Source organism: Exiguobacterium sp. s130 (assembly GCF_018619055.1).
GTDB lineage: Bacteria > Bacillota > Bacilli > Exiguobacteriales > Exiguobacteriaceae > Exiguobacterium_A.
Genome location: NZ_JACSNI010000001.1, coordinates 576,457 through 597,866 on the forward strand (window position 1 = coordinate 576,457; position 21,410 = coordinate 597,866).

Annotated in this window: 20 protein-coding genes; 19 read left to right on the forward strand and 1 reads right to left on the reverse strand. The window is 46.2% G+C overall.

Annotated features, from left to right (window positions below; all coding sequences use genetic code 11):
* The first annotated feature begins 122 nt into the window (after positions 1–122).
* The 13 genes from HZS85_RS02880 (at position 123) to HZS85_RS02940 (ending at position 15,662) form a co-directional block, all read left to right on the forward strand.
* Positions 123–842 carry a response regulator gene (locus tag HZS85_RS02880; protein ID WP_369792024.1) on the forward strand — a complete coding sequence of 240 codons (720 nt, stop codon included), beginning with the start codon at positions 123–125 and terminating at the stop codon, positions 840–842.
* Entirely contained in the window at positions 839–2,572 is a 1,734-nt protein-coding gene (pnpS, locus tag HZS85_RS02885) for a two-component system histidine kinase PnpS (protein ID WP_035406301.1), read from the forward strand. Before HZS85_RS02880 ends, pnpS begins: the two co-directional genes overlap by 4 nt.
* A gap of 212 nt (positions 2,573–2,784) precedes the next feature.
* Positions 2,785–5,382, forward strand: a complete 2,598-nt coding sequence (gene polA / locus HZS85_RS02890; protein WP_214852866.1) for a DNA polymerase I — start codon at positions 2,785–2,787, stop codon at positions 5,380–5,382.
* Positions 5,383–5,398: 16 nt separating this feature from the next.
* The gene (mutM, locus tag HZS85_RS02895; RefSeq protein WP_214852869.1) at positions 5,399–6,229 is read left to right on the forward strand and encodes a DNA-formamidopyrimidine glycosylase; all 831 of its coding nucleotides are present in this window, start codon (positions 5,399–5,401) and stop codon (positions 6,227–6,229) included.
* Positions 6,226–6,810 carry a dephospho-CoA kinase gene (gene coaE, locus HZS85_RS02900; RefSeq protein WP_214852872.1) on the forward strand — a complete coding sequence of 195 codons (585 nt, stop codon included), beginning with the start codon at positions 6,226–6,228 and terminating at the stop codon, positions 6,808–6,810. The genes mutM and coaE overlap by 4 nt, the downstream gene beginning before the upstream one ends.
* A gap of 154 nt (positions 6,811–6,964) precedes the next feature.
* A complete protein-coding gene (locus tag HZS85_RS02905; protein ID WP_214852875.1) occupies positions 6,965–8,008 on the forward strand; it encodes a glyceraldehyde-3-phosphate dehydrogenase in 1,044 nt (347 codons plus the stop codon).
* Between the two features lie 258 nt (positions 8,009–8,266).
* On the forward strand, positions 8,267–8,653 hold the full coding sequence (speD, locus tag HZS85_RS02910) for an adenosylmethionine decarboxylase (RefSeq protein ID WP_023469024.1): 387 nt from the start codon (positions 8,267–8,269) through the stop codon (positions 8,651–8,653).
* A 107-nt stretch (positions 8,654–8,760) separates the two neighbouring features.
* Positions 8,761–9,129 (forward strand): hypothetical protein, encoded by a 369-nt coding sequence (locus HZS85_RS02915; protein WP_214852878.1) that lies wholly within the window; start codon positions 8,761–8,763, stop codon positions 9,127–9,129.
* A gap of 13 nt (positions 9,130–9,142) precedes the next feature.
* Positions 9,143–9,619: a transcriptional regulator NrdR gene (gene nrdR, locus HZS85_RS02920; protein ID WP_035406313.1), complete on the forward strand. Its 477-nt coding sequence runs from the start codon at positions 9,143–9,145 to the stop codon at positions 9,617–9,619.
* Positions 9,620–9,691: 72 nt separating this feature from the next.
* Complete coding sequence (locus HZS85_RS02925; protein ID WP_056062648.1) at positions 9,692–11,053, forward strand: replication initiation and membrane attachment family protein; 1,362 nt, start codon at positions 9,692–9,694, stop codon at positions 11,051–11,053.
* A gap of 12 nt (positions 11,054–11,065) precedes the next feature.
* Positions 11,066–11,983, forward strand: a complete 918-nt coding sequence (gene dnaI, locus HZS85_RS02930) for a primosomal protein DnaI (protein ID WP_035406319.1) — start codon at positions 11,066–11,068, stop codon at positions 11,981–11,983.
* A gap of 312 nt (positions 11,984–12,295) precedes the next feature.
* Positions 12,296–14,236, forward strand: coding sequence for a threonine--tRNA ligase (thrS, locus tag HZS85_RS02935; RefSeq protein WP_214852890.1), 1,941 nt, complete (start codon positions 12,296–12,298; stop codon positions 14,234–14,236).
* Between the two features lie 220 nt (positions 14,237–14,456).
* Positions 14,457–15,662, forward strand: a complete 1,206-nt coding sequence (locus tag HZS85_RS02940; RefSeq protein ID WP_214852893.1) for a glycoside hydrolase family protein — start codon at positions 14,457–14,459, stop codon at positions 15,660–15,662.
* Between the two features lie 47 nt (positions 15,663–15,709).
* Here HZS85_RS02940 and HZS85_RS02945 read toward each other — a convergent pair whose 3' ends face one another.
* Positions 15,710–17,179: a catalase gene (locus tag HZS85_RS02945; RefSeq protein ID WP_035406325.1), complete on the reverse strand. Its 1,470-nt coding sequence runs from the start codon at positions 17,177–17,179 to the stop codon at positions 15,710–15,712.
* A 431-nt stretch (positions 17,180–17,610) separates the two neighbouring features.
* On the opposite strand from HZS85_RS02945, the gene infC reads away from it, so the two are divergent.
* From infC to HZS85_RS02975, 6 genes are all read left to right on the forward strand, one after another.
* Positions 17,611–18,141, forward strand: a complete 531-nt coding sequence (gene infC, locus HZS85_RS02950) for a translation initiation factor IF-3 (RefSeq protein ID WP_029342318.1) — start codon at positions 17,611–17,613, stop codon at positions 18,139–18,141.
* Between the two features lie 27 nt (positions 18,142–18,168).
* Entirely contained in the window at positions 18,169–18,363 is a 195-nt protein-coding gene (gene rpmI / locus HZS85_RS02955; RefSeq protein WP_023469015.1) for a 50S ribosomal protein L35, read from the forward strand.
* A gap of 37 nt (positions 18,364–18,400) precedes the next feature.
* The gene (gene rplT / locus HZS85_RS02960) at positions 18,401–18,760 is read left to right on the forward strand and encodes a 50S ribosomal protein L20 (RefSeq protein ID WP_012371057.1); all 360 of its coding nucleotides are present in this window, start codon (positions 18,401–18,403) and stop codon (positions 18,758–18,760) included.
* A 118-nt stretch (positions 18,761–18,878) separates the two neighbouring features.
* Positions 18,879–19,361, forward strand: coding sequence for a dUTP diphosphatase (locus HZS85_RS02965; RefSeq protein WP_214852896.1), 483 nt, complete (start codon positions 18,879–18,881; stop codon positions 19,359–19,361).
* Between the two features lie 12 nt (positions 19,362–19,373).
* On the forward strand, positions 19,374–20,456 hold the full coding sequence (locus HZS85_RS02970; RefSeq protein ID WP_214852903.1) for a M42 family metallopeptidase: 1,083 nt from the start codon (positions 19,374–19,376) through the stop codon (positions 20,454–20,456).
* Positions 20,431–21,216, forward strand: coding sequence for a TrmH family RNA methyltransferase (locus HZS85_RS02975; RefSeq protein WP_396205226.1), 786 nt, complete (start codon positions 20,431–20,433; stop codon positions 21,214–21,216). The genes HZS85_RS02970 and HZS85_RS02975 overlap by 26 nt, the downstream gene beginning before the upstream one ends.
* The last annotated feature ends 194 nt before the right edge of the window (positions 21,217–21,410 follow it).

The following is a 21,410-nucleotide window of genomic DNA, read 5'->3' on the forward strand; positions in this document are numbered from 1 at the left end:
TTAAAGATTATGTAAAGAAACAGCAGAAAGATTTGTGATTTTCCAGTAAAAGTCGGTAAGATGAAGACAGACGAAGCGGATTCCACGGAATTCCTCATTCGAAAGAACGAAACTTGAGGGGGATGCAAGGTTTGAAGGATAAAATTATCGTGGTAGATGATGAATTGTCGATTGCAACACTATTGAAGTTTAATTTAGAGCAGGCTGGTTTTGTCGTTGAAACGGCACATGATGGAATGTCAGGTTTGAAATTAGCGGAAAAACAAGATGCCGCACTGATCGTACTGGATCTTATGTTGCCGGAACTCGATGGTCTGGAAGTATGTAAACGACTACGTCAACAGAAAATCAATACACCGATCTTGATGCTGACGGCAAAGGATGATGAGTTTGATAAGGTGCTCGGTCTAGAACTCGGTGCGGACGATTACCTGACAAAACCGTTTAGCCCACGCGAAGTCGTTGCCCGTGTAAAAGCGATTTTACGACGGATGAGTCATCAGACAGCATCCCCGGATGAGGTCACGGACGGAACGATTCTGATTGGTGACGTCAAAATCGTTCCGGATAACTACGAAGCTTTCAAAGCAGAAGAACGTCTTGAACTTACTCCTAAGGAATTCGAATTGCTCGTATATCTCGCTAAAAATAAAGGACGTGTCTTGACACGAGATCAACTGTTATCCGCGATTTGGAATTATGATTTCGTCGGTGATACGCGTATCGTGGATGTGCATATCAGTCATGTCCGTGAAAAAATCGAACCGAATACGAAAAAACCGATTTATATCAAAACGATTCGCGGTCTCGGGTATAAGATGGAGGAGCCGAAACCAGAATGAGTAAGTATCGGAAACGGTTCATCTTTAAAATGATTTCTTTCATTAGTTTGGTGCTTGTTGCACTCGGTTTTCTACTTGGACAATCATTTAAGGAATTCTATGTTCAAAATGAAAAAGAAAAACTGATGGATGAAACCTCGCTTGTCGAGACGATTCTACAAGGGCGCGAAGTTTCTGATATGGCACAGTACGTGAATCAATTGTATGCCGAATCCAACTTTGACATGATCTTATTTAACGGACGTGGGGAAATCATCGCAGGTACCCCTGTTGATGTCACGAAACTAAAAGTAGCAACGCTCAATTTCTCAGCGATTCCCAAAGATGGTACGTTTGAATCGAAGACGGATGACAGTGTCGTCCAGTTCACGAAGCCTGTTCCAACAGCAGATGGTGGAGAAGTGTACGTCAGTTTCATTCGTTATGCTAAAGATTTGAATATTATCTATTCACGGATTTGGACGGTCATTTTCTTCTCACTCCTTGCTTCGCTCGTAATCATCTTTTTGACAATCTATCGTTCAACGAAACGGTTCCTACGACCAATCGCGGAGGCGACCGATGTGTTGCACGAACTGTCACATGGGAATTATAAATCACGCGTCTACGAGTTAGCGGCACCAGATGAATCACGTGATTTAGGACGCTCGATCAATCTCCTCGCACGAAATCTAGAGAATGCATCATCCGGTGAAGCGATGCAACGGGCACGACTCGAATCCTTGATCGAATACATGGGAGCCGGTCTCATGCTGATTGATGAAAAGGGTTATGTACTACTTGTTAACCGTACCTATCGGGAGATGTTCCATATTCACGAACCATCTAGTGGAAAATTATATTACCGCGTACTTCCGAACGAAAAGATGAGTCAGGTGATTGAAGATGTCTACCTGACAGAAAAACCGAATCGCAAACAATCGAGTGTCCGTTTCGGCATCAACAGTCGGACGTTTATGGTCAGTGCCGCACCGATTTTTGATAAGAACGGTCGCGTGCAAGGAACGACCGTTGTCTTCAACGATATTACGGAAATTAAAAAGCTGGAACAGATGCGCAAAGACTTCGTTGCGAATGTCAGCCACGAATTAAAAACACCACTGACGTCCATCAAGGGGTTTGCAGAAACGTTACTCGATGGTGCGCAAGATGTTCCGGAAATCCGGGAACAATTTTTGCGAATCATTCATGATGAATCAGAACGAATGCAGACGTTGGTCGAAGACTTGCTCGAACTATCGCGACTGGAACAAGACAACTATCAGCTTGAAACAGCAATCGTTGATGTGACGAGTCTCGTTCGCGAAACCGCTGAGCTGTTGCATCGACGAGCAGCGGAAAAAGAGATGATGATTCATATCGAAACGGAAGAGGAAGTCTTCATCCGGGCAGATTTGAATCGGTTGAAACAAGTCGTAGTCAACTTAGTTGCGAATGCGTTGAACTACACCCCGAACGGTGGTAACGTCTGGATTCAACTCGAGGACGGAGAAGAGTCTGTCCAACTCATCATCAAAGATGATGGAATTGGTATTCATCCGAAGGAGACGCAGCGTATCTTCGAACGGTTCTATCGTGTCGATAAGGCGCGAAGCCGTAATTCAGGTGGAACGGGTCTCGGGCTGGCCATTGTTAAACACATCGTTGATCTTCACCATGGGGAAATTGATGTCGAATCGGCGGAGCAACAAGGAACGACGTTTACGATTCGTTTACCAAAACATGGCTGAATTTCACAGTGGATTCACAATTCCTTAATAGATGTATCTTATGATGAAAGTACCTTCTTCATCATCTGTATGGCGACTGGATCAGCTCCCATGTCGTCATGCCCTTGGCGGTTGACTCTCCTTGAGTCAATCGTCTTTTTTTGGTCATTTTTAGCGAACAAATGTGTGCAGAGTGATACAATAGGGACAGAAAATCGATTAAAGGGGCGTAGATGATGGAAAATAAATTGTTATTGATTGATGGGAACTCATTGACTTATCGGGCGTTTTTCGCTTTACCACCAATGACGGACGCGCAAGGACGAAATACGAACGCAGCCTATGGCTTTACGATGATGTTATTGAAGTTGCTTGAAGAAGAGCAACCGACACATATGCTCGTTGCCTTTGATGCTTCGAGTGAAACATTCCGTCACGATGTCTATCAGGAGTATAAAGGAAGTCGGGAAAAAACACCGTCTGAACTACGAGAACAATTCCCGATCGTCCGAGACATCTGTGAAGCACTCGGTATTCAAATGATGGAACTCCATCGCTATGAGGCAGATGATTTGATTGGTACGCTTGCACGAACGATGCCAACGGATCGGACACGGATCGTCACAGGAGACAAAGATTTACTTCAACTTGTCACAGATAAGGTCGAAGTCTTGATCACGAAGCGTGGTATTACGGACGTCCAGTGCATGACAGAGGAACTGTTTGCTGAGACGTATGGTGGTCTCAAACCGATTCAAATGATTGATTTGAAGGGGTTGATGGGTGATAAATCGGATAATATTCCAGGGATTCCTGGGATTGGTGAAAAGACGGCAGTTAAATTGATTTCGGCATATGGTTCTGTCGAAGGACTATATGAACATGTTGAAGACTTAAAAGGGAAGCAGAAGGAAAAAGTCATCGCGAACGAAGAGTTAGCACGACTATCGAAAGAACTTGCGACAATTAAAGTCGATGTCCCGCTCGAGACGACGCTAGATGATTTGCAAATTCGCGATGTTGATACCCAAGTGCCATATTCGTTGTTCCAGTCGCTCGGTTTCAAGTCGTTGACGAATCGATTCGCCCCTGTCGTCAAAGAAGAGGATAAAGAGCAGTTGAACGTCGTGACGATCACTTCACTTCCTGAAGACGTCACCGATGCGGTGTTGCTTGCTGAACAGTTGCGAGAGGATTACATGGAAGAGGACATCATCGGGTTTGCGATCGCAACGCCTGACACGATCTATGTTGCTGCCCCAACGCTCGTCGAAGATCCGGCATTCTGCCAATGGATCGAGTCGGAACATCGGAAGATTTGTCTCGATGCCAAACAAGTCGCATTCGCGTTGCGTAAGCACGGCTTAACCTTAAACGGTTATGAGGATCTGTTATTAGCGGGTTACTTATTGAACTTAAGTGGCGGCACGACGCTCGCTTCAATTGCTGGTCATTATGCATTGATGGCACCGAACGAAGAAGCAGTCCTCGGTAAGGGAGCCAAACGTCTAGCCCCAGCGGATGACGTATTACATCCTTATCTTGCAGAAAAGGCACGGATGATCGAGTTATTGTTCCCGAAAGTCCGGGAAGAGTTGAAGGCGAATCAGCAATATGAGCTGTATGAAACACTAGAGCGTCCATTGTCAGGTGTCCTCGCTGAGATGGAGTGGACCGGGATTCGTGTCGACGTCGCGACGCTCCAGTCGATGCAAGCAGATCTTGCCGGACGTTTAACGGAACTTGAGACGTTGGTCTTTGAAGCGGCAGGTGAGTCGTTCAATATTAATTCACCGAAACAACTTGGTGTGATTCTGTTTGAAAAACTCGAATTGCCCGCCTTCAAGAAAACAAAGACCGGCTACTCGACTGCCGCAGACGTCCTTGAAAAACTGCGTCCGCTGCATCCGGTCATCGATCACATCATGTTATACCGGGAGCTCCAAAAATTACAGTCGACGTATGTTGAAGGCTTACAAAAAGTCATTAAGGAAGACGGAAAGATTCATACCCGTTTTGCTCAGACGATTGCCCAGACAGGTCGTTTAAGTTCGGTCAATCCGAACCTTCAGAATATCCCGATTCGGATCGAAGAAGGACGGAAGATTCGAAAAGCCTTCGTTCCGAGTGAGGCAGGCTGGTCATTGTACGCTGCTGATTATTCACAAATTGAATTACGTGTCATGGCCGATATGTCGCAGGATCAGACGCTTGTCGATGCGTTCCTCCATGATGAGGATATTCATACTCAAACGGCAAGTAGTGTCTTCGGTGTCGAACCGGAAGATGTCACAGGAAACATGCGACGTCAGGCGAAAGCCGTCAACTTTGGAATCATTTACGGAATCAGCGATTATGGATTGTCTCAAAACTTGAACATCACACGCAAAGAAGCGCAATCATTCATCGATCGTTATTTCGAGTTGTTCCCGCAAATCAAACAGTTCATGGATACAGCGATCGAGACGGCACGAGCAAATGGATTCGTCGAAACGTTGATGAACCGTCGCCGCAATATTCCGGATATCAATTCGAAAAACTTTAACTTACGCGGTTTTGCTGAACGTACTGCGATCAATACACCGATTCAAGGTTCGGCTGCAGATATCATTAAAAAAGCAATGCTTGATGTTCATGCTGCTTTGAAAGCATCTAATCTGAAGGCACGCTTGTTATTACAAGTACATGATGAATTGATTTTTGAAGCACCAGACGAAGAACTCGACGCTTTACAAACACTTGTCAAACAAGCGATGGAGCAGACCGTCGAACTATCCGTACCGCTACGCGTCGATGGGGGCGCAGGGCATACGTGGTACGAAACGAAGTAAGCAAGGAGGAATAGATGTGCCTGAATTACCTGAAGTCGAGACCGTTCGCCGCAGTTTAGAACGTTCGGTCTCTGGAAAGACAGTCTCTTCCGTCAAAGTCTACCATCCGAAAATGATTCGGGGGATGGAAGTGGCGCCATTTGCAGATGCCTTACATCAAGAAAGGATCGAACGCGTCGAACGTCGCGGAAAGTTCCTGCTCTTTGATTTTGATCGTTTTTATCTCGTCAGCCATTTGCGGATGGAAGGAAAGTACTTCCCGTATCCACAACCGGTTGAACGGGATAAACATACACATGTCGTTTTCCGCTTCACGGATGGTTCGGAACTTCACTATAATGATGTTCGGAAGTTCGGAACGATGGAATTACGTAATAAGGAAACAGCGATGCAGACTGCTCCACTGGCACAACTGGAGCGTGAACCGTTTGATCCGGAATTTACAGCAGAAGTGTTAGCGGAGAATTTAATTCGTAAAAAGAGAAGTCCAATCAAAACGGCACTGCTCGACCAGTCCATCTTCCTTGGTCTCGGTAACATCTATGTCGATGAGACCCTTCATGCTGCACGCGTCCACCCGTTGACGAAAGCCGGCGCCTTGACACTCGATGATATCTCACGCATTCATCAAGCCGGTGTCAACATTTTACGACAAGCGGTGGAAGCAGGAGGAAGTACGATCCGGAGTTATGTCTCGCCGTCAGGAAAAGGTGAATTCCAGCTTCAACTTGCGGTATACGGTCAAAAAGGGGAACCGTGCCCTCGTTGTGGTACAGCCATCGAAAAAATCAAAGTCGGTGGACGGGGAACACATTTCTGTCCGACGTGCCAACAGGTTGCCTTATGAGAGTCGGTCTGACAGGGAGTATCGCAACCGGTAAAAGTACGGTTTCTAGCTATTTAAAACAAAAAGGAATAGCGGTCATCGATGCGGATCTCATTGCGCGAGAAGTCGTTGAGCCGGGAGGGCGAGCATATGATGCAGTCCAACTGGCATTCCCGGAGGCGTTTGAAAAAGGACGTCTTGTCCGTCCAAAGCTCGGACAAATCATTTTTCAAGATAGTGAAAAACGACAACAATTGAATCAGTTGATGCACCCGAGTATTCGACAACAGATGCTCGAAGCAGCAGATGCCTATGAACGTTCAGGACATTCTCTCGTCGTATTTGATATTCCGTTACTGCTAGAAGGGGATTGGCGAAACCTGTTCGAACGCGTCGTTGTCGTCTATTGCCCAGAAGATATGCAGTTAAGACGATTGATGCAACGTAATGATTTATCAGAAGCAGAAGCGTATGCACGTATCCATGCGCAACTCGGCATCGAACAGAAAAAAGAGCTTGCAGATGATGTATTCTTCAATGACGGTAGTATTGATTCGTTATACCAACAAATCGATGAGTGGTTAAGTCGGTATGGTGATTGATGCAAATGATGACAAGTTATGAAAAACATGAAGTGAGAGAAGTTTCCATCTTCTCTCACTTTTTTTAGAGAACATAATGAAATCGCTTACATTTCGTGATATAGTTCTATCTGTAAACGGAGCTACATCCGTCACATTGAAGGGGGATCCGCACATGGGAGTCAAGGTGGCAGTCAATGGTTTTGGTCGAATTGGTCGAATGGTCTTTCGACGTCTGATCGCTGAGGGGAAAAGCGAAGTCGTAGCAATCAATGCGAGTTATCCAGTCGAAACACTCGCGCATTTAATCAAGTATGATACGGTACACGGAAAATTCAATTACCCGGTCGACATCATCGATGGGGCGTTGATGGTTGACGGAAGAGAGATTCAAATTGTCAGTGAACGCAATCCTGAATTATTGCCGTGGGGGGAACTCGGCATCGATATCGTCGTCGAAGCAACAGGGAAGTTCAATTCGGATACGGGCGCTGCGAAGCATTTAGTGGCAGGAGCAAAAAAGGTCGTCATCACGGCACCTGCTAAAGGGGATGTTCGGACGATCGTCATGGGTGTCAATGATGACATGTATGATCATGAAACGGATGATATCGTTTCGAACGCATCGTGTACGACGAACTGTCTCGCACCTGTCGTACAAGTCATCGACCGTGCATTCGGAATCGAATCCGGTCTCGTCACGACGGTTCATGCGTTTACGAACGATCAAAATAACATTGATAACCCGCATAAGGATTTACGGCGCGCCCGGGCATGCGGCTCATCGATCATTCCGACGTCGACAGGCGCGGCAAAGGCGATCGCGCTCGTCTTGCCACATTTGGAAGGGAAATTAAATGGACTCGCGCTTCGTGTTCCGACACCGAACGTATCACTCGTCGATCTCGTCGTCGAAGTCAGTCGGGATACGACGGTCGCTGAAGTGAACGAAGCCTTCACGAAAGCAGCGGACGGTGCGCTTGAGGGCATTCTCGGAATGACGATGGAACCGCTCGTCTCAATCGACTTTAACGGAGAAGAACGTTCGACAGTCGTCGACGGGCTCTCGACGATGGTCATGGGTGGTCGTCAGGTGAAGGTCCTCGCTTGGTACGATAATGAGTGGGGTTACTCATGCCGCGTCGTCGATCTCGTACACCTCGTCTCGGCACACTTAGAGGCGATGGGAACCGTTGAAAAAGAACTTGAATTGAATTAATTATAACGGGCAGATCCCAGCAATGACGGGGGCTGTCCCGTTTTTTTTCTTAAAATATATTAATTTTTGAAATTTATCCTTGTGTATCTTTTTGATACTCGCTATAATTCAAATCGTGAACTTCAATCGGTCTGGCAATCGCAGCTTAAAGGGTTAGGACCTCTCTGGACTAACTTTCCCCCGTGGGTGCGAACGACTCAGGCGCAAAGTAAGTGATCAACTACTTTGAAGACCATTGAATGTAGGGGGGATCCACAAATGGATACTATGGGAAGACACATTATTGCAGAACTTTGGGATTGTAATCCTGAAAAATTGAACGACATGGAATTCGTTGAACGACTTTTCGTTGACGCAGCACTTCAAGCAGGTGCAGAAGTACGAGAAGTAGCATTCCACAAGTTTGCACCACACGGCGTCAGTGGCGTCGTCATTATCTCTGAATCGCACTTAACGATTCACAGTTTCCCAGAGCACGGGTATGCATCGGTTGATGTCTTTACTTGTGGGGATCGGATCGATCCAGCCATCGCAGCGAACTACATTGCTGAAAAGCTTGATGCAAAAATCCGTGAAAATGTCGAAATTCCACGTGGTATGGGACCTGTTCAAGTCCCAGCGGCTACTGTCCAGCACGTCAACTGACAATACACACGAATTCGTCAAGCCCTCGTCGTTCAGACGAGGGCTTTTTAATATGTCTGACGTCTGTTATTCTTAATAGTAGAAGAAACAAAGAAAAGAGGATGACCATGGGACTGAAGGAACGTTTGCAAAAACAGCTAGAGACATCCGATACACATAAAAACGAAAACCTACGCACACACTACTACGCAGCAACTGTGGAGATGTTATTTGCTGGTTTAGAAAATATCTTAAAGCAAGATGGCGGAACGGTTCGTCGTGTTGACGCGGAACGTGGAGAACTCGCTTTTACCTTAAAAGAAGTCGATGGACTTGCGACAGTCATCATGGTGGCAGGCGGACGTACTGCCGTCGATCTCTTCTTACACCGTGAAAGTCTTCTCGGACCTGATCTCGAGAAACAAATTGAGCGAATCTATACATCACTTGATGCAGGGTATCGATTAAAGATGATTGGAACAAAAGAAATCACGTGAACGGAGGTACGGCATGCGCTGTCCAGCCTGTAATTTTAACGGAACAAAAGTACTGGATTCAAGACCAGTCCAGGATTTCGGTTCGATTCGAAGAAGACGTGAATGTGAGTCTTGTGGCTATCGTTTTACGACATTCGAAATGGTCGAGCAGACCCCTTTAATCATCGTAAAGAAAGACGGAACGCGTGACGAGTTCAATCGCGAGAAAATTCTACGCGGATTAGTGCGTGCCTGTGAAAAACGACCGATTTCGATTGAACAGCTAGAAACAGTCGTCAGTCGGGTCGAAAAGGCATTACGAGCGACAGCTCAGCATGAGATTCCAAGTGAGCAGGTCGGACGTCTCGTATTAAATGAGCTAGCATCCGTTGACGAAGTGGCATATGTCCGCTTTGCGAGCGTTTATAAACAATTTAAGGACATCAATGTCTTTTTCCAAGAGCTCTCTGAGCTGATGGAGCGACATCAAGAAAATGACCGTGAAAATTGAACGTGATATAAGAGAGGTCGTCTGTCCGGTCAGCGCACCTCTCTTTTTCTCCCTAAAGAAAGGACGAGTCAGATGGTAGAACGTGAACTTTCCGGTACCGATCTTTGCTTAGTGATGAGCAATGGTGTCGTCGACCGTGAAGCTTATCAATCTTTATATTATTTGTACCAGCCGATTATCGGTGTTAAAGCGCTTGGGCTCTATCAAACGTTTTGGAGTGAGATGATCCCAGGGAAAACGAAATCCCAGTATATTTCCCATGCGGAACTCGGAACACTACTCGGGTTTTCCGTCGATGAGTTCAAGGAAGAGTTATTTAAGCTAGAAGGGATCGGGTTGATTCGAACGTTCGAAGCGCGCCAAGCCGCGTATCGTTACATTTATCAAATCCGGGTTCCGCTCGCGCCGAACACCTTCTTGAATGACGGGGTGTTATCGAGTCTGCTGTTCTATCGCGTCGGTGAAATCCGGTTCCGGTCGTTACAGCATCGTTTTCGGACGGAGCCGCTTCCGAAGAACATCGTTGATCGGACGGTTCGATTTGATCAAGTGTTCGACGTAAAAGCTGGTCTTGCTTCCGCTCATCAGCCGAAAGCTTATGCGAAACAGGAACGTGCGGTATATGAATTCGACTATTCTTTTGATCTAGAAGAGATGAAGCGACAGACCGATCGTTTCCTGCCACGAACATTTTACTCAAAGGCAATCGATCATCTGCTCGTGAAGCTTGCTTACGTCACGCAGTCGAATGAAGCATTGATGGCGGAACTGTTGAATGCCCGTTTCCGTCACGAAGCGTACTTGCCGATGACCGATGCTGAGAAGCAAGAACGCTGCAAACAGATGATGTTGTCAGCGAAACAAAAACTCAGCCGGGAGAAAAAAGCGAAGGTCGCCTCACTAGACACGATCGAGGTCGGAGACATCGAAGCGACGGAGACGATGGAAAGCACCCATCCGAAGCATTATGTAGCGAAGTTGCGAAAGGTCAAAGCGTTGTCTGAACGGGATGAAGAATTGATCCAACAATTGATCATCGATTATGAGATGTCGTCTGGGATCGTCAATGCTGCGTACTACTATGCGCTCGTCATCAAAAAAGATAATCGCTTCAGCAAGAACTTCCTCTTATCGATCGTTGATGATTGGAAACAGAAGGGATACGTGACGGCATCCGAGGCATTAGCGAAGACGCAGGAGCAGGATGAGTTGATTTCAAAAAAGCAGGAGCAAAAACAAGAACGTGCGCGTCAAACTGTTGGTGGTCGCCGGGGACGGACAAGCAACACGAATGGCGGTCCGAATCCGAAGTGGTTGCAAGAAGAGAAAGCGAAACAGCAGCAGTACGAAGCCTCTAAAAAAGCGAGTTTCGAAGCAGATGTTCCAGATGATGAAGAAATGGAACGGATCTTACGAGAACTGAAGGGGAACTAAAGGAGTCGAGACATGGAACATATCCAATCATCTATCGAAAAAATATTAAGTCGACCGGACGTCGCAGAATCGGTTCGAGCGATTCAACAACGAGTGTTGTCTCATCCAGGTGTCGTCATGTTCTTGCGGACACATCCGGAGATCGATCAACGGATGATCGAGCGGGGCATGCTCAAATTGAATGAATATGCGGAACAGATGGACGGAAATCGACTGATTGAAAGTAAAGCAGTCATCGAAGGGTACCAGCCGATCCTGCACGTCGAAAAAGGACAGATCGTCGTCTCGTATGAGAAGTCGCAAGCGTTAAAAGACCGAGAGGATGAACGTGCGCTTGAGAAGAAATTTAAGAGCCTGTTCCTGCCGGATGAAGTCCGCGATGCGAACTTCAGTGATTTTGACTTATCGACGACGGACCGTAAGCTTGCCTTGCGTGCGGCGTCTCAGTTCCTCAATCATCTCCGCTCGAAGGAGACGGTCAAGGGATTATACCTTCATGGTAGCTTTGGCGTCGGGAAAACATACCTCTTGGCTGCGATCGGGAATGCTTTGAAAAAAGAACGGATTGCAACGATTCTTGTCCATGCCCCGGGGTTTGTCGCTGAAGCGAAACGGCGGATTCGGTCTGACTCATTCGATACATTCCTCGAAGGATTTCAAACGATTCCAGTCTTGTTGATTGACGATATCGGTGCTGAATCGATCAGCCCGTGGGTACGGGATGAATTGTTCGGGATCATTTTGCAGTATCGCATGATGCATCGTCTGCCAACATTATTCAGCTCGAACTTATCTTATGATGAACTCGAGCTCCATTTCGGAATCACGAACGATCAAGGCGATAAGTTAAAGGCTGCACGACTGATGGAACGAATCCGGACGACGACGCAACCAATCGAGTTCCTTGGTGAAAATCGACGTCGCTACTAATTTTCCTTGTCAAGGAAGCAACGGATTCGTTATACTAATGACACGTCAATAGACGATGCAACGATTGAGGATATGGAGTATGAAATGAACCAAACTAGCGAGAGAAGAACGGTGGAAGCTTCTCATGGCATCATTCATGTCTTTACTCCCTCATAGCACGAACGGGGCTAATCCGTTTGCGCCTCACGCCCGTTAACGCGTGTTCGAGCCGAACCAGTACATGGTCCGGGAACGAGGGTGGTACCACGAGATTAAGACTCGTCCCTTTTTAGGGATGAGTCTTTTTTTATTTTGTAAAAGGGGGAAACAGTCATGTCAAACATCGCACTTACATTTCCAGACGGCGCCGTAAAGGAATTTGCAGCCGGCACGACAGCTGAAGAAGTGGCAGCTTCGATCAGCCCAGGTCTTCGTAAAAAAGCCTTTGCTGCTAAATTGAACGGGCACGCCATCGATTACCGTCGTCCAATCGAAGAGGACGGTACAATTGAATTGATCATGCCGGATTCAGAAGAAGGGCTCGACTTGATTCGTCACTCTTCAGCTCATTTGATGGCACAAGCCATCAAACGTCTGTATCCGGATGAAACGATTCATCTTGGAATTGGACCGACAATCGAGAATGGTTTTTACTATGACATCGATATGGAACGTCGTCTGACAGAAGAGGACCTTCCAGAAATCGAGAAGATGATGAATAAAATTGCCGGTGAAAACTTGCCGATCGAACGAGAAGTCGTCTCGCGTGACGAGGCACTTGCCATCTATAAAGAACTCAATGATCCGTTGAAGGTTGAATTGATCGAGTCGATTCCTGCTGATCAGGATTTGACGATTTACCGTCAAGGCGAATTCTTCGATCTATGCCGTGGACCACACGTTCCAGCGACAGCGAAGCTACAAGTCTTCAAATTGATGAGCATTGCTGGTGCTTACTGGCGTGGTGATTCGAAAAACAAGATGTTACAACGGATTTACGGTACAGCATGGGCAACAAAAGATCAGTTGAAACAACACCTCCACTTCCTCGCTGAAGCAAAAGAACGGGATCACCGTAAACTCGGGAAGGAACTTGGATTGTTCTTCACTTCTCAAGAAGTCGGTCAAGGACTCCCGATGTGGTTACCAAAAGGAGCAGCGATCCGCCGGACAGTCGAGCGTTATATCGTCGATAAAGAACTCGAACTTGGGTATGAGCACGTCTATACACCGGTCCTCGGTTCAGTCGATCTATACAAGACATCGGGGCACTGGGATCACTATCAAGATGACATGTTCCCGAAAATGGAGATGGACAATGAAGAACTCGTTCTTCGCCCGATGAACTGTCCACATCATATGATGGTCTATAAGAACGAACCACGTTCGTACCGTGATTTACCACTTCGTGTCGCGGAGCTTGGTGGCATGCACCGTTACGAAATGTCTGGTGCCTTGACTGGTCTTCAACGTGTTCGTTACATGGTTCTTAACGATGGACATACGTTCGTCCGTCCTGACCAAATGAAAGATGAGTTTAAAGCCATCGTTCATCTCATTCAAGAAGTCTATGCTGATTTCGGGATCACAGATTACAAGTTCCGTCTTTCATACCGTGACCCAGCGGACAAAGAGAAGTACTTCGACAACGATGCGATCTGGGAAATGGCGCAACGTGAGTTGAAAGAAACAATGGATGAACTCGAACTCGAATACTTCGAAGCAGAAGGCGAAGCCGCATTCTACGGACCAAAGCTTGACGTTCAAGTTCGGACAGCGCTTGGTAAAGATGAGACGCTCTCAACAGTCCAACTCGACTTCCTCTTACCAGAGCGATTCGAATTGACATACAAAGGGAACGACGGACAAGATCACCGTCCAGTCGTCTTACACCGAGGTGTCGTATCAACGATGGAACGATTCGTTGCTTACTTGATCGAAGAATACAAAGGCGCATTCCCAACATGGCTCGCACCCGTTCAGGTGAAATTGATTCCGGTTTCTGGTGTTCATGAAGACTATGCCCGTGAAATCAAAGCGATCCTGTTGAAAAAGGGAATCCGCGTCGAAACAGATTTCCGTGACGAGAAACTCGGTTATCGTATTCGTGAAGCACAAGTCAATAAAGTACCGGTCATGCTCGTTTTAGGTGACAAAGAAGTAGAAACGCGCGAAGTCAACATTCGTCGTTACGGTTCAAAAGACTCGAGTAATGCATCACTCGAACAATTCGTTGCAGATTTAGAGCAAGAAATCGCAAACCGTTCAAAATAATTCTAGCCTCATGAAAGAGTTCGTCCTGCTGATGTAGGGCGGACTTTTTTTGTGATGTGATTCTTAAAAGAAGGAAGCAACAAGCCGATGATAAAGGTAGATCATCCAGCTACATCTATCCAACATAACCGAAAATCATTTTTCCTTTAATTGGATAAATTCTATAATAAACCTTCATGGGATAGAATGTTTTGAAGGGTAGGAAGGAAGTTACAGAAAAATGAAACAGACGACTCTTGCTGTTTTCATCGCCTTTTCACTTTTAATAGGTGTTCATCCGGGAAAAGCAGATGCGGCGACGACTAAAAAGACGTACCGGATCACACCAAAAACAGAAGCGATTGACCCAGCAATCCGTAAATATACGACCTATAACACAAAGACGCGCAACCATTATACGATGCGCTCTTATTTGGAACGACTTGAAAAAGAGGGGGGAGGGACACTCGTCTTGACGAAAGGAACATATCTGTCTCCACTACGAGTCGGTATTCCGTCCAATACGACGGTGATCTTGGAAGATGGCGTCATCATCAAAAAGACGACTGAGACAGGAACGACAAAGATTAGTTCGACGACAAGTGTCTTTGATTTGGTTGCGCCATCGGTTTTGCGTCTGAATAAAAAAGTTGGCAAATATAACGGTTCACAGAACGTTAAACTCATCGGTAAGGGGAATGCACAGATCGACTTGAATCGATATGCGCGTGGTTCGGCTTTCGCTATTGCCCATAATCAAAACTTATATATCGGCGGCATCACAGTACGGAATCAAAAGGGTTCACATGCGATGGAACTTGATGCGACGAAGAAGGCAGTCATCGAAAACATGAAATTCGTCGATGCTGTCATGATACCGAATACAGGTCCGAATGAATCGATTAATCTCGATACTCCAGATCCAATCACGAAGGGCTTCAACTGGAAGTGGTCGAATCAAGATGGCACTCCAAATGAAGACATCACGATTCGTAATAACTTGTTCCGTAACATCAATGTGGCGATCGGCACACATCAATACACAGAAAACAAATTACACACGAACGTCCGGATTGAAAAAAACACGATTGACGGAACGAAGGATTATGCGATTTCGATGATGAACTGGAAGAATCCAACGGTCCGTTACAATACGATCCGAAATGTGCATCGAGCAGATGGGAAAGCGATGACGATTCTCGGTAGAGGAGTTGTCGGAGGGACGATTCGCTACAATCGATTGGAAGACGCGGATCGTGCGATTCAAATGCAACCGTTCCAAAGTAACGGCTATTCGCCCATTTATAATACGTTTACAGCAGATCAAAAACGGTATATGCAACAAAATACAGTCAAGCAGGTTGGACTCGATCAAATCGTCTTATTCAAAAAATTGAACGAGTTCACGTATAAAACAGCAGAGCGCTATGATTTCATTCCATACTAAGACACAAACAAGCACCCAAGACTAGCGTCGAGGGTGCTCGTTTTGCGTTATGACCGCATTTGTTGCAGGAACGGTTCGATATTGACTTGTAAAGCTTCTGATAGCTTCTGACCGAGTGAAGCATCAGCACGATAGAAGTTACAGATTGCGAGCAGGACCGTATTTTCATGACGCACTTGCTGAAGGTCGTTGACGAGGTTCTTCAAGAGAGCTGCTTGCTCTTCTTCTGTCAGGCGACGGTATACTTCTCCGGCTTGACCAAAGTTATTCGTCTTCTCGATTTCGAGACGACCATGTTTATCATCAAGCAACGGTTGATTTTCTTCCGTATACTCGGGTGTTTCTTTTGGTTCTTCTTGATAACGGTTCGGTTCGTAGTTGACCGGACTCGTTTGCTGACCGACCGGCATTGCACCGTCACGTTGGTAGTTGTTCACTTGTGCAAACGGACAGTTGATTGGAAGTTGTTGATAATTCGTGCCAATACGGTAGCGTTGTGTGTCCGAGTAAGAGAACAAGCGACCTTGTAACAACTTATCCTCAGATGGCAACATCCCTGGAATCAAGACACCTGGGTTGAACCCGACTGATTCTGTTTCAGCGAAATAGTTATCGACGTTTTTGTTCAATGTCATCGTACCGACGTGTTGGAACGGGATGACATCTTCGAACCAATCCTTTGTCGCGTCGAGCGGATCGAAATCGAACTGATCGACGTCAGCTGGATCAAGTACCTGTACGAACAGATCCCATTCCGGGTAATCGCCATCTTCAATCGCTTGGAACGTATCGTTTGAAGCATGGTTGAAGTCTTTTCCTTGAATCTCTGTCGCTTCTTCTGCTGAGAGATTATGAACACCAGCTTTTGGTACCCAGCGTAGTTTCACATAAACCGTATTACCGTGTGCATTCACCCATTTGAATGAGTGAACGGAAGAACCACGCATTTTACGGTAGCTTGCAGGAATACCCTCATCCGTGAAAAGGTGCATGAGCATGTTCGTCGATTCCGGACGAAGTGTCATGAAGTCCCAGTAACGGTCAGGATCTTGAATGTTCGTTCTTGGATCTGGTTTGAGAGAATGGACCATATCCGGGAATTTCATGGCGTCGCGAATGAAGAAGACAGGAAGATTGTTCCCGACGAAATCCCAGTTTCCTTCTTCTGTATAGAACTTGACAGAGAATCCACGTGGATCGCGGAGCGTCTCTGGAGAATGCGTGCCGTGAATAACAGTCGAGAAGCGGGCGAAAACAGGAACTTCTGTCCCTTCTTCTTGTAAAAACGCAGCTTTCGTGTACTTTTTCATTGAATTTTTGACAGTGAAGACACCGTGAGCACCAAAGCCACGAGCATGTACGACGCGCTCAGGTACACGTTCCCTATCGAAATGGGCCATCTTTTCAATTAATTGATAGTCTTCTAATAAAGTTGGTCCGCGACGTCCAGCCGTACGTGAATTCTGGTTGTCTCCGATTGGGACACCTTGATTGGTCGTTAATCGTTTTTCAGTCATCTGTTATTCTCCCCTTATGTAAGATTAAATTAATTATAAAACAATAATCATTCTAAATAAACAGTTTTGCTTGCGAATGTTCTGAATCTTTTTTCATGTTATGAATGTACCCGTGAAAAACAGGTTAGAAACTTCTTGCTTATCGCTCAAAGGATTGCTATTATAATCAAGTATGTGAGCAACGTTCTGTAAGAACATAGAAAGCGGCTTGACATCACGGGAAAACAAGTGCTATGATAGCAAAGTGAAATGACAACAAAGCAGAAGCATCCCGCTTCTCACCATGTATGATCACTCGTACTGGTTCATCATGAAGATACGCAATGTATAGCAAATGCTGTGCTTTGGCGTTCCTTATGAGTGTGGGCGGGAAAAACTGCCGACGCTTTTTTTATAGCGTTTTCTATCATTCATTTTTCGTGCAATGCACGATGGAGGTGCTAACCATTAGCAAAGATCTGTTAATCAATGAAAGCATCCGTGCCCGGGAAGTTCGTCTTATCGGAGCGGATGGTGCTCAACTAGGTGTCCAATCACGCAACGAAGCGCTACGTCTCGCAGAGGAAGCGGAACTTGACCTCGTCATGGTCGCTCCACAAGCGACGCCGCCAGTTTGTAAGATCATGGACTACGGTAAATACCGTTTCGAGATGCAAAAGAAGGACAAAGAAACTCGGAAGAATCAGAAAGTGATTCAGATGAAAGAAGTTCGTCTTAGCCCGACGATCGAGGAGAACGACTTCCAAACGAAATTCCGTAATGCGAAGAAATTCTTGGAGAATGGTAACAAAGTGAAAGCGAGCATTCGCTTCCGCGGTCGTGCCATCACTCACTCGGAAATCGGTAAACGCGTTCTCGAACGCCTCGCAACGGATTTAAGTGAGTTCGGTGTTGTGGAACAGAGACCGAAGATGGAAGGACGCAGCATGTTCCTCGTGCTTGCTCCTAAGAAAGAAGACTAATCGAATCGAAGTAGGAGGGAATCTCTCATGCCTAAAATGAAATCGCACCGCGGTGCTTCTAAACGTTTCAAACGTACTGCTTCTGGCAAATTGAAACGTGGTCGTGCTTACACAAGCCACTTGTTCGGTAACAAATCAACAAAAGCGAAACGTAAATTACGTAAAGCTAGCATGGTATCTACGGGTGACTTCAAACGCATCCGTCACATGATCGCGAAGTAATTTATCCAATCGTATACAGATTTAGGAGGGAATTTATATGCCACGCGTAAAAGGCGGATATACGACTCGTCAACGTCGTAAAAAACAACTCAAATTAGCTAAGGGCTACTACGGCTCGAAACATACACTCTTCAAGGTTGCGAAACAGCAAGTCATGAAATCTCTCATGTACGCTTACCGTGACCGTCGTCAAAAGAAACGTGACTTCCGTCGCCTCTGGATCACTCGGATCAATGCGGCAGCACGTATCAACGGTCTTTCTTACAGCCGCATGATGCATGGTCTTAAATTAGCAGGTATCGACGTTAACCGTAAGATGCTCGCTGACCTCGCAGTTACAGATGCAACTGCATTTGCTTCACTTGCTGACACAGCAAAAGCAAAATTGAACGCTTAAGTTCTACAATTCGTCGGGGAATTTAATTCTCCGACGTTTTTTTCGATTTAATGATAAAATAAGAAGGCACGTCGATGAGACGGTCATATGATTTTTTTAGATAGAAGGAGAATTAAAGATGGATTGGTTGACACTTTTTGAGATGCAAGAACAGTTGGATAAACGGATTCAGTCAGAACATCAATTAACAGGCAATCAATTCGACGAGCGTCTGCTTGCCTTATTGGTCGAACTCGGTGAACTTGCGAACGAGACACGTTGCTTCAAGTTCTGGTCGAACAAGGGACCATCCGCTCAAGTCACAATTCTTGAGGAATATGTCGATGGCGTCCATTTTCTACTCTCACTAGGTCTAGCACTTGAGTATAAGAAGAGTCATTTTGCAGAAGGTGACTTCTATTTAACGGCAACGGATGCTTTTTTAGACGTCTATAATAAAACGAACGTCTTCGCGATTTCGCGGACGGAACAAAGTTATGATGTTTTGATTGGTGCATACCTTGCATTAGGTGCTACACTAGGTTTTACACAGGATATGATTTTCAAGGCTTACATTTCTAAAAATGAAGCAAACCATGTACGACAAGACAACGGTTACTAAGGAGGAAATCAGATGAATGAACAATTACATATGCTAAAACGTCTCACGGACGCAACAGGTGTACCGGGAAATGAAAAGGAAGTCCGGAGCCTCATGCGTGAATATCTAGAACCCCATGCAGAAGCATTCCACCAAGATGGTCTCGGTAGTCTGTTTGCTGAACATAAAGGCGCAGGTGAAGATGCACCACGTGTATTGATTGCTGGTCACATGGATGAAGTCGGATTCATGGTCACGAAGATCGATGAAAAAGGATTCCTTCGTTTCCAACCACTCGGCGGTTGGTGGGGTCAGGTCCTCTTGGCGCAGCGTATGAATATTGTGACATCATCTGGTGAAGTCATCCCAGGTGTAATCGGCGCAAAACCACCTCATGTTTTACCACCGGAAGCGCGCAATAAGCCGGTCGACATTAAAGAGATGTTCATCGATATCGGTGCTTCATCGAAAGACGAAGTCGACAGCTGGGGAATTCGTCCGGGTGATACGGTCGTTCCACATTGCGAATTTACTGTGATGAAAAATGAGAACTTCTTGATGGCAAAAGCGTGGGACAACCGGATTGGTTGTGCCATCGCAATCGAAGCAATCAAACGCTTAAAAGCAGACGGACATCCGAACACGATTTTCGCAGGAGCGACTGTTCAGGAAGAAGTCGGGTTACGCGGGGCTCAAACTGTCGCACACCTGCTTAAACCATCGATCGCCTTTGCTGTCGATACAGGTATCCCGGGTGATACGCCAGGAATGACCGATCGTGAAGCATTGTCGAAATTAGGTGAAGGCGTTCAAGTCATCATGTTCGACGCGTCGATGATCGCACATCGCGGATTGATCGATTTCGTGACGAAAGTCGCAACAGAAGAAAATATCAAGTATCAACTGGACTTAACACCAGGTGGCGGAACGGATGCAGCGAAGTTCCATTTATCGAATACAGGTGTTCCATCACTTGCATTGACTGTACCGATTCGTTATCTGCACACGAACGTCTCAATCATGCATAAGGCCGATTTCGAAGCAGCCGTCGATTTAGTCGTTGCTGTGACAAAACGTCTTGATGCGGAGACTGTCCAAGCGATCTACGAGGGGTAATATAACAATGAAGCACATCGCATCAGCAAAGAACGAAATCGTTAAACAATGGAAAAAACTCTTAACGAAAAAAGGACGTCTGCAGACGAATCGCTTTTTGATTGAGGGAGAACACTTGATTGAAGAGGCTGTTCGCGCTGGAATCGTCAAGGAATTGATCGTGCGTGAATCGTATCAAGTACCCGGTTCTTGGAAACGGAACGCCGATGTCTTTACGATCGATGAAGCCGTCATCAAAGTACTGGCTGAGACGGAAACGTCGCAAGGTATCTTCGCTGTCTGTGAGATGAAACAAGCTTCGGTACAATTAGAGCGAGGACGTTATTTACTACTCGATCGTTTGCAGGATCCCGGAAACGTCGGGACGATGATTCGAACAGCTGACGCAGCTGGATTCGATGGTGTCGTCGTCGGACCGGGAACGGTTGACGTCTATAACGGAAAAGTCATCCGTGCGACACAAGGATCGCTATTTCACTTACCTGTTATCGCAATGCCACTCGAAGAGGCAGTCAATGCCTTGCATGAACAAGGGATTGCGGTAATCGGCACGGCGTTAGAAGGAGCGACGTCTTATCAAGGGATCGCACCGATGGATGCTCTCGGTTTAATTATCGGGAACGAAGCACAAGGCGTGGCGCCAGAGTTGCTTTCTTACTGTGATGAGCGTGCCTACATCCCGATCCGTGGTAAAGCGGAGTCATTGAATGCGGCAGTAGCAGCAGGCATTTTGCTCTATTATTTTGCAAGCGTGGATTGAAACCGACAGTCGTTCATGCTAAAGTGAACATCAGGAATACATCACGGACGTTGATGGAACAGAGTACGTTAGGGAATGATTCAATCAGGGAGAGGCAGTCATAGACTGAAAACTGCTTCGTGAATCTGCTAACCGAATTCACTCCGGAGTCGCACGAGAGATCGTGACGGGATGCGCCCGTTATCGCGCAATTG

Bases quoted from the DNA above. Each gene is read 5' to 3' on its own strand.
- HZS85_RS02880 (WP_369792024.1), top strand. From the start codon at position 123: ATGCAAGGTTTGAAGGATAAAATTATCGTGGTAGATGATGAATTGTCG.
- pnpS (WP_035406301.1), top strand. From the start codon at position 839: ATGAGTAAGTATCGGAAACGGTTCATCTTTAAAATGATTTCTTTCATT.
- polA (WP_214852866.1), top strand. From the start codon at position 2,785: ATGATGGAAAATAAATTGTTATTGATTGATGGGAACTCATTGACTTAT.
- coaE (WP_214852872.1), top strand. From the start codon at position 6,226: ATGAGAGTCGGTCTGACAGGGAGTATCGCAACCGGTAAAAGTACGGTT.
- HZS85_RS02905 (WP_214852875.1), top strand. From the start codon at position 6,965: ATGGGAGTCAAGGTGGCAGTCAATGGTTTTGGTCGAATTGGTCGAATG.
- speD (WP_023469024.1), top strand. From the start codon at position 8,267: ATGGATACTATGGGAAGACACATTATTGCAGAACTTTGGGATTGTAAT.
- HZS85_RS02915 (WP_214852878.1), top strand. From the start codon at position 8,761: ATGGGACTGAAGGAACGTTTGCAAAAACAGCTAGAGACATCCGATACA.
- nrdR (WP_035406313.1), top strand. From the start codon at position 9,143: ATGCGCTGTCCAGCCTGTAATTTTAACGGAACAAAAGTACTGGATTCA.
- HZS85_RS02925 (WP_056062648.1), top strand. From the start codon at position 9,692: ATGGTAGAACGTGAACTTTCCGGTACCGATCTTTGCTTAGTGATGAGC.
- dnaI (WP_035406319.1), top strand. From the start codon at position 11,066: ATGGAACATATCCAATCATCTATCGAAAAAATATTAAGTCGACCGGAC.
- thrS (WP_214852890.1), top strand. From the start codon at position 12,296: ATGTCAAACATCGCACTTACATTTCCAGACGGCGCCGTAAAGGAATTT.
- HZS85_RS02940 (WP_214852893.1), top strand. From the start codon at position 14,457: ATGAAACAGACGACTCTTGCTGTTTTCATCGCCTTTTCACTTTTAATA.
- HZS85_RS02945 (WP_035406325.1), bottom strand. From the start codon at position 17,179: ATGACTGAAAAACGATTAACGACCAATCAAGGTGTCCCAATCGGAGAC.
- infC (WP_029342318.1), top strand. From the start codon at position 17,611: ATGGAGGTGCTAACCATTAGCAAAGATCTGTTAATCAATGAAAGCATC.
- rpmI (WP_023469015.1), top strand. From the start codon at position 18,169: ATGCCTAAAATGAAATCGCACCGCGGTGCTTCTAAACGTTTCAAACGT.
- rplT (WP_012371057.1), top strand. From the start codon at position 18,401: ATGCCACGCGTAAAAGGCGGATATACGACTCGTCAACGTCGTAAAAAA.
- HZS85_RS02965 (WP_214852896.1), top strand. From the start codon at position 18,879: ATGGATTGGTTGACACTTTTTGAGATGCAAGAACAGTTGGATAAACGG.
- HZS85_RS02970 (WP_214852903.1), top strand. From the start codon at position 19,374: ATGAATGAACAATTACATATGCTAAAACGTCTCACGGACGCAACAGGT.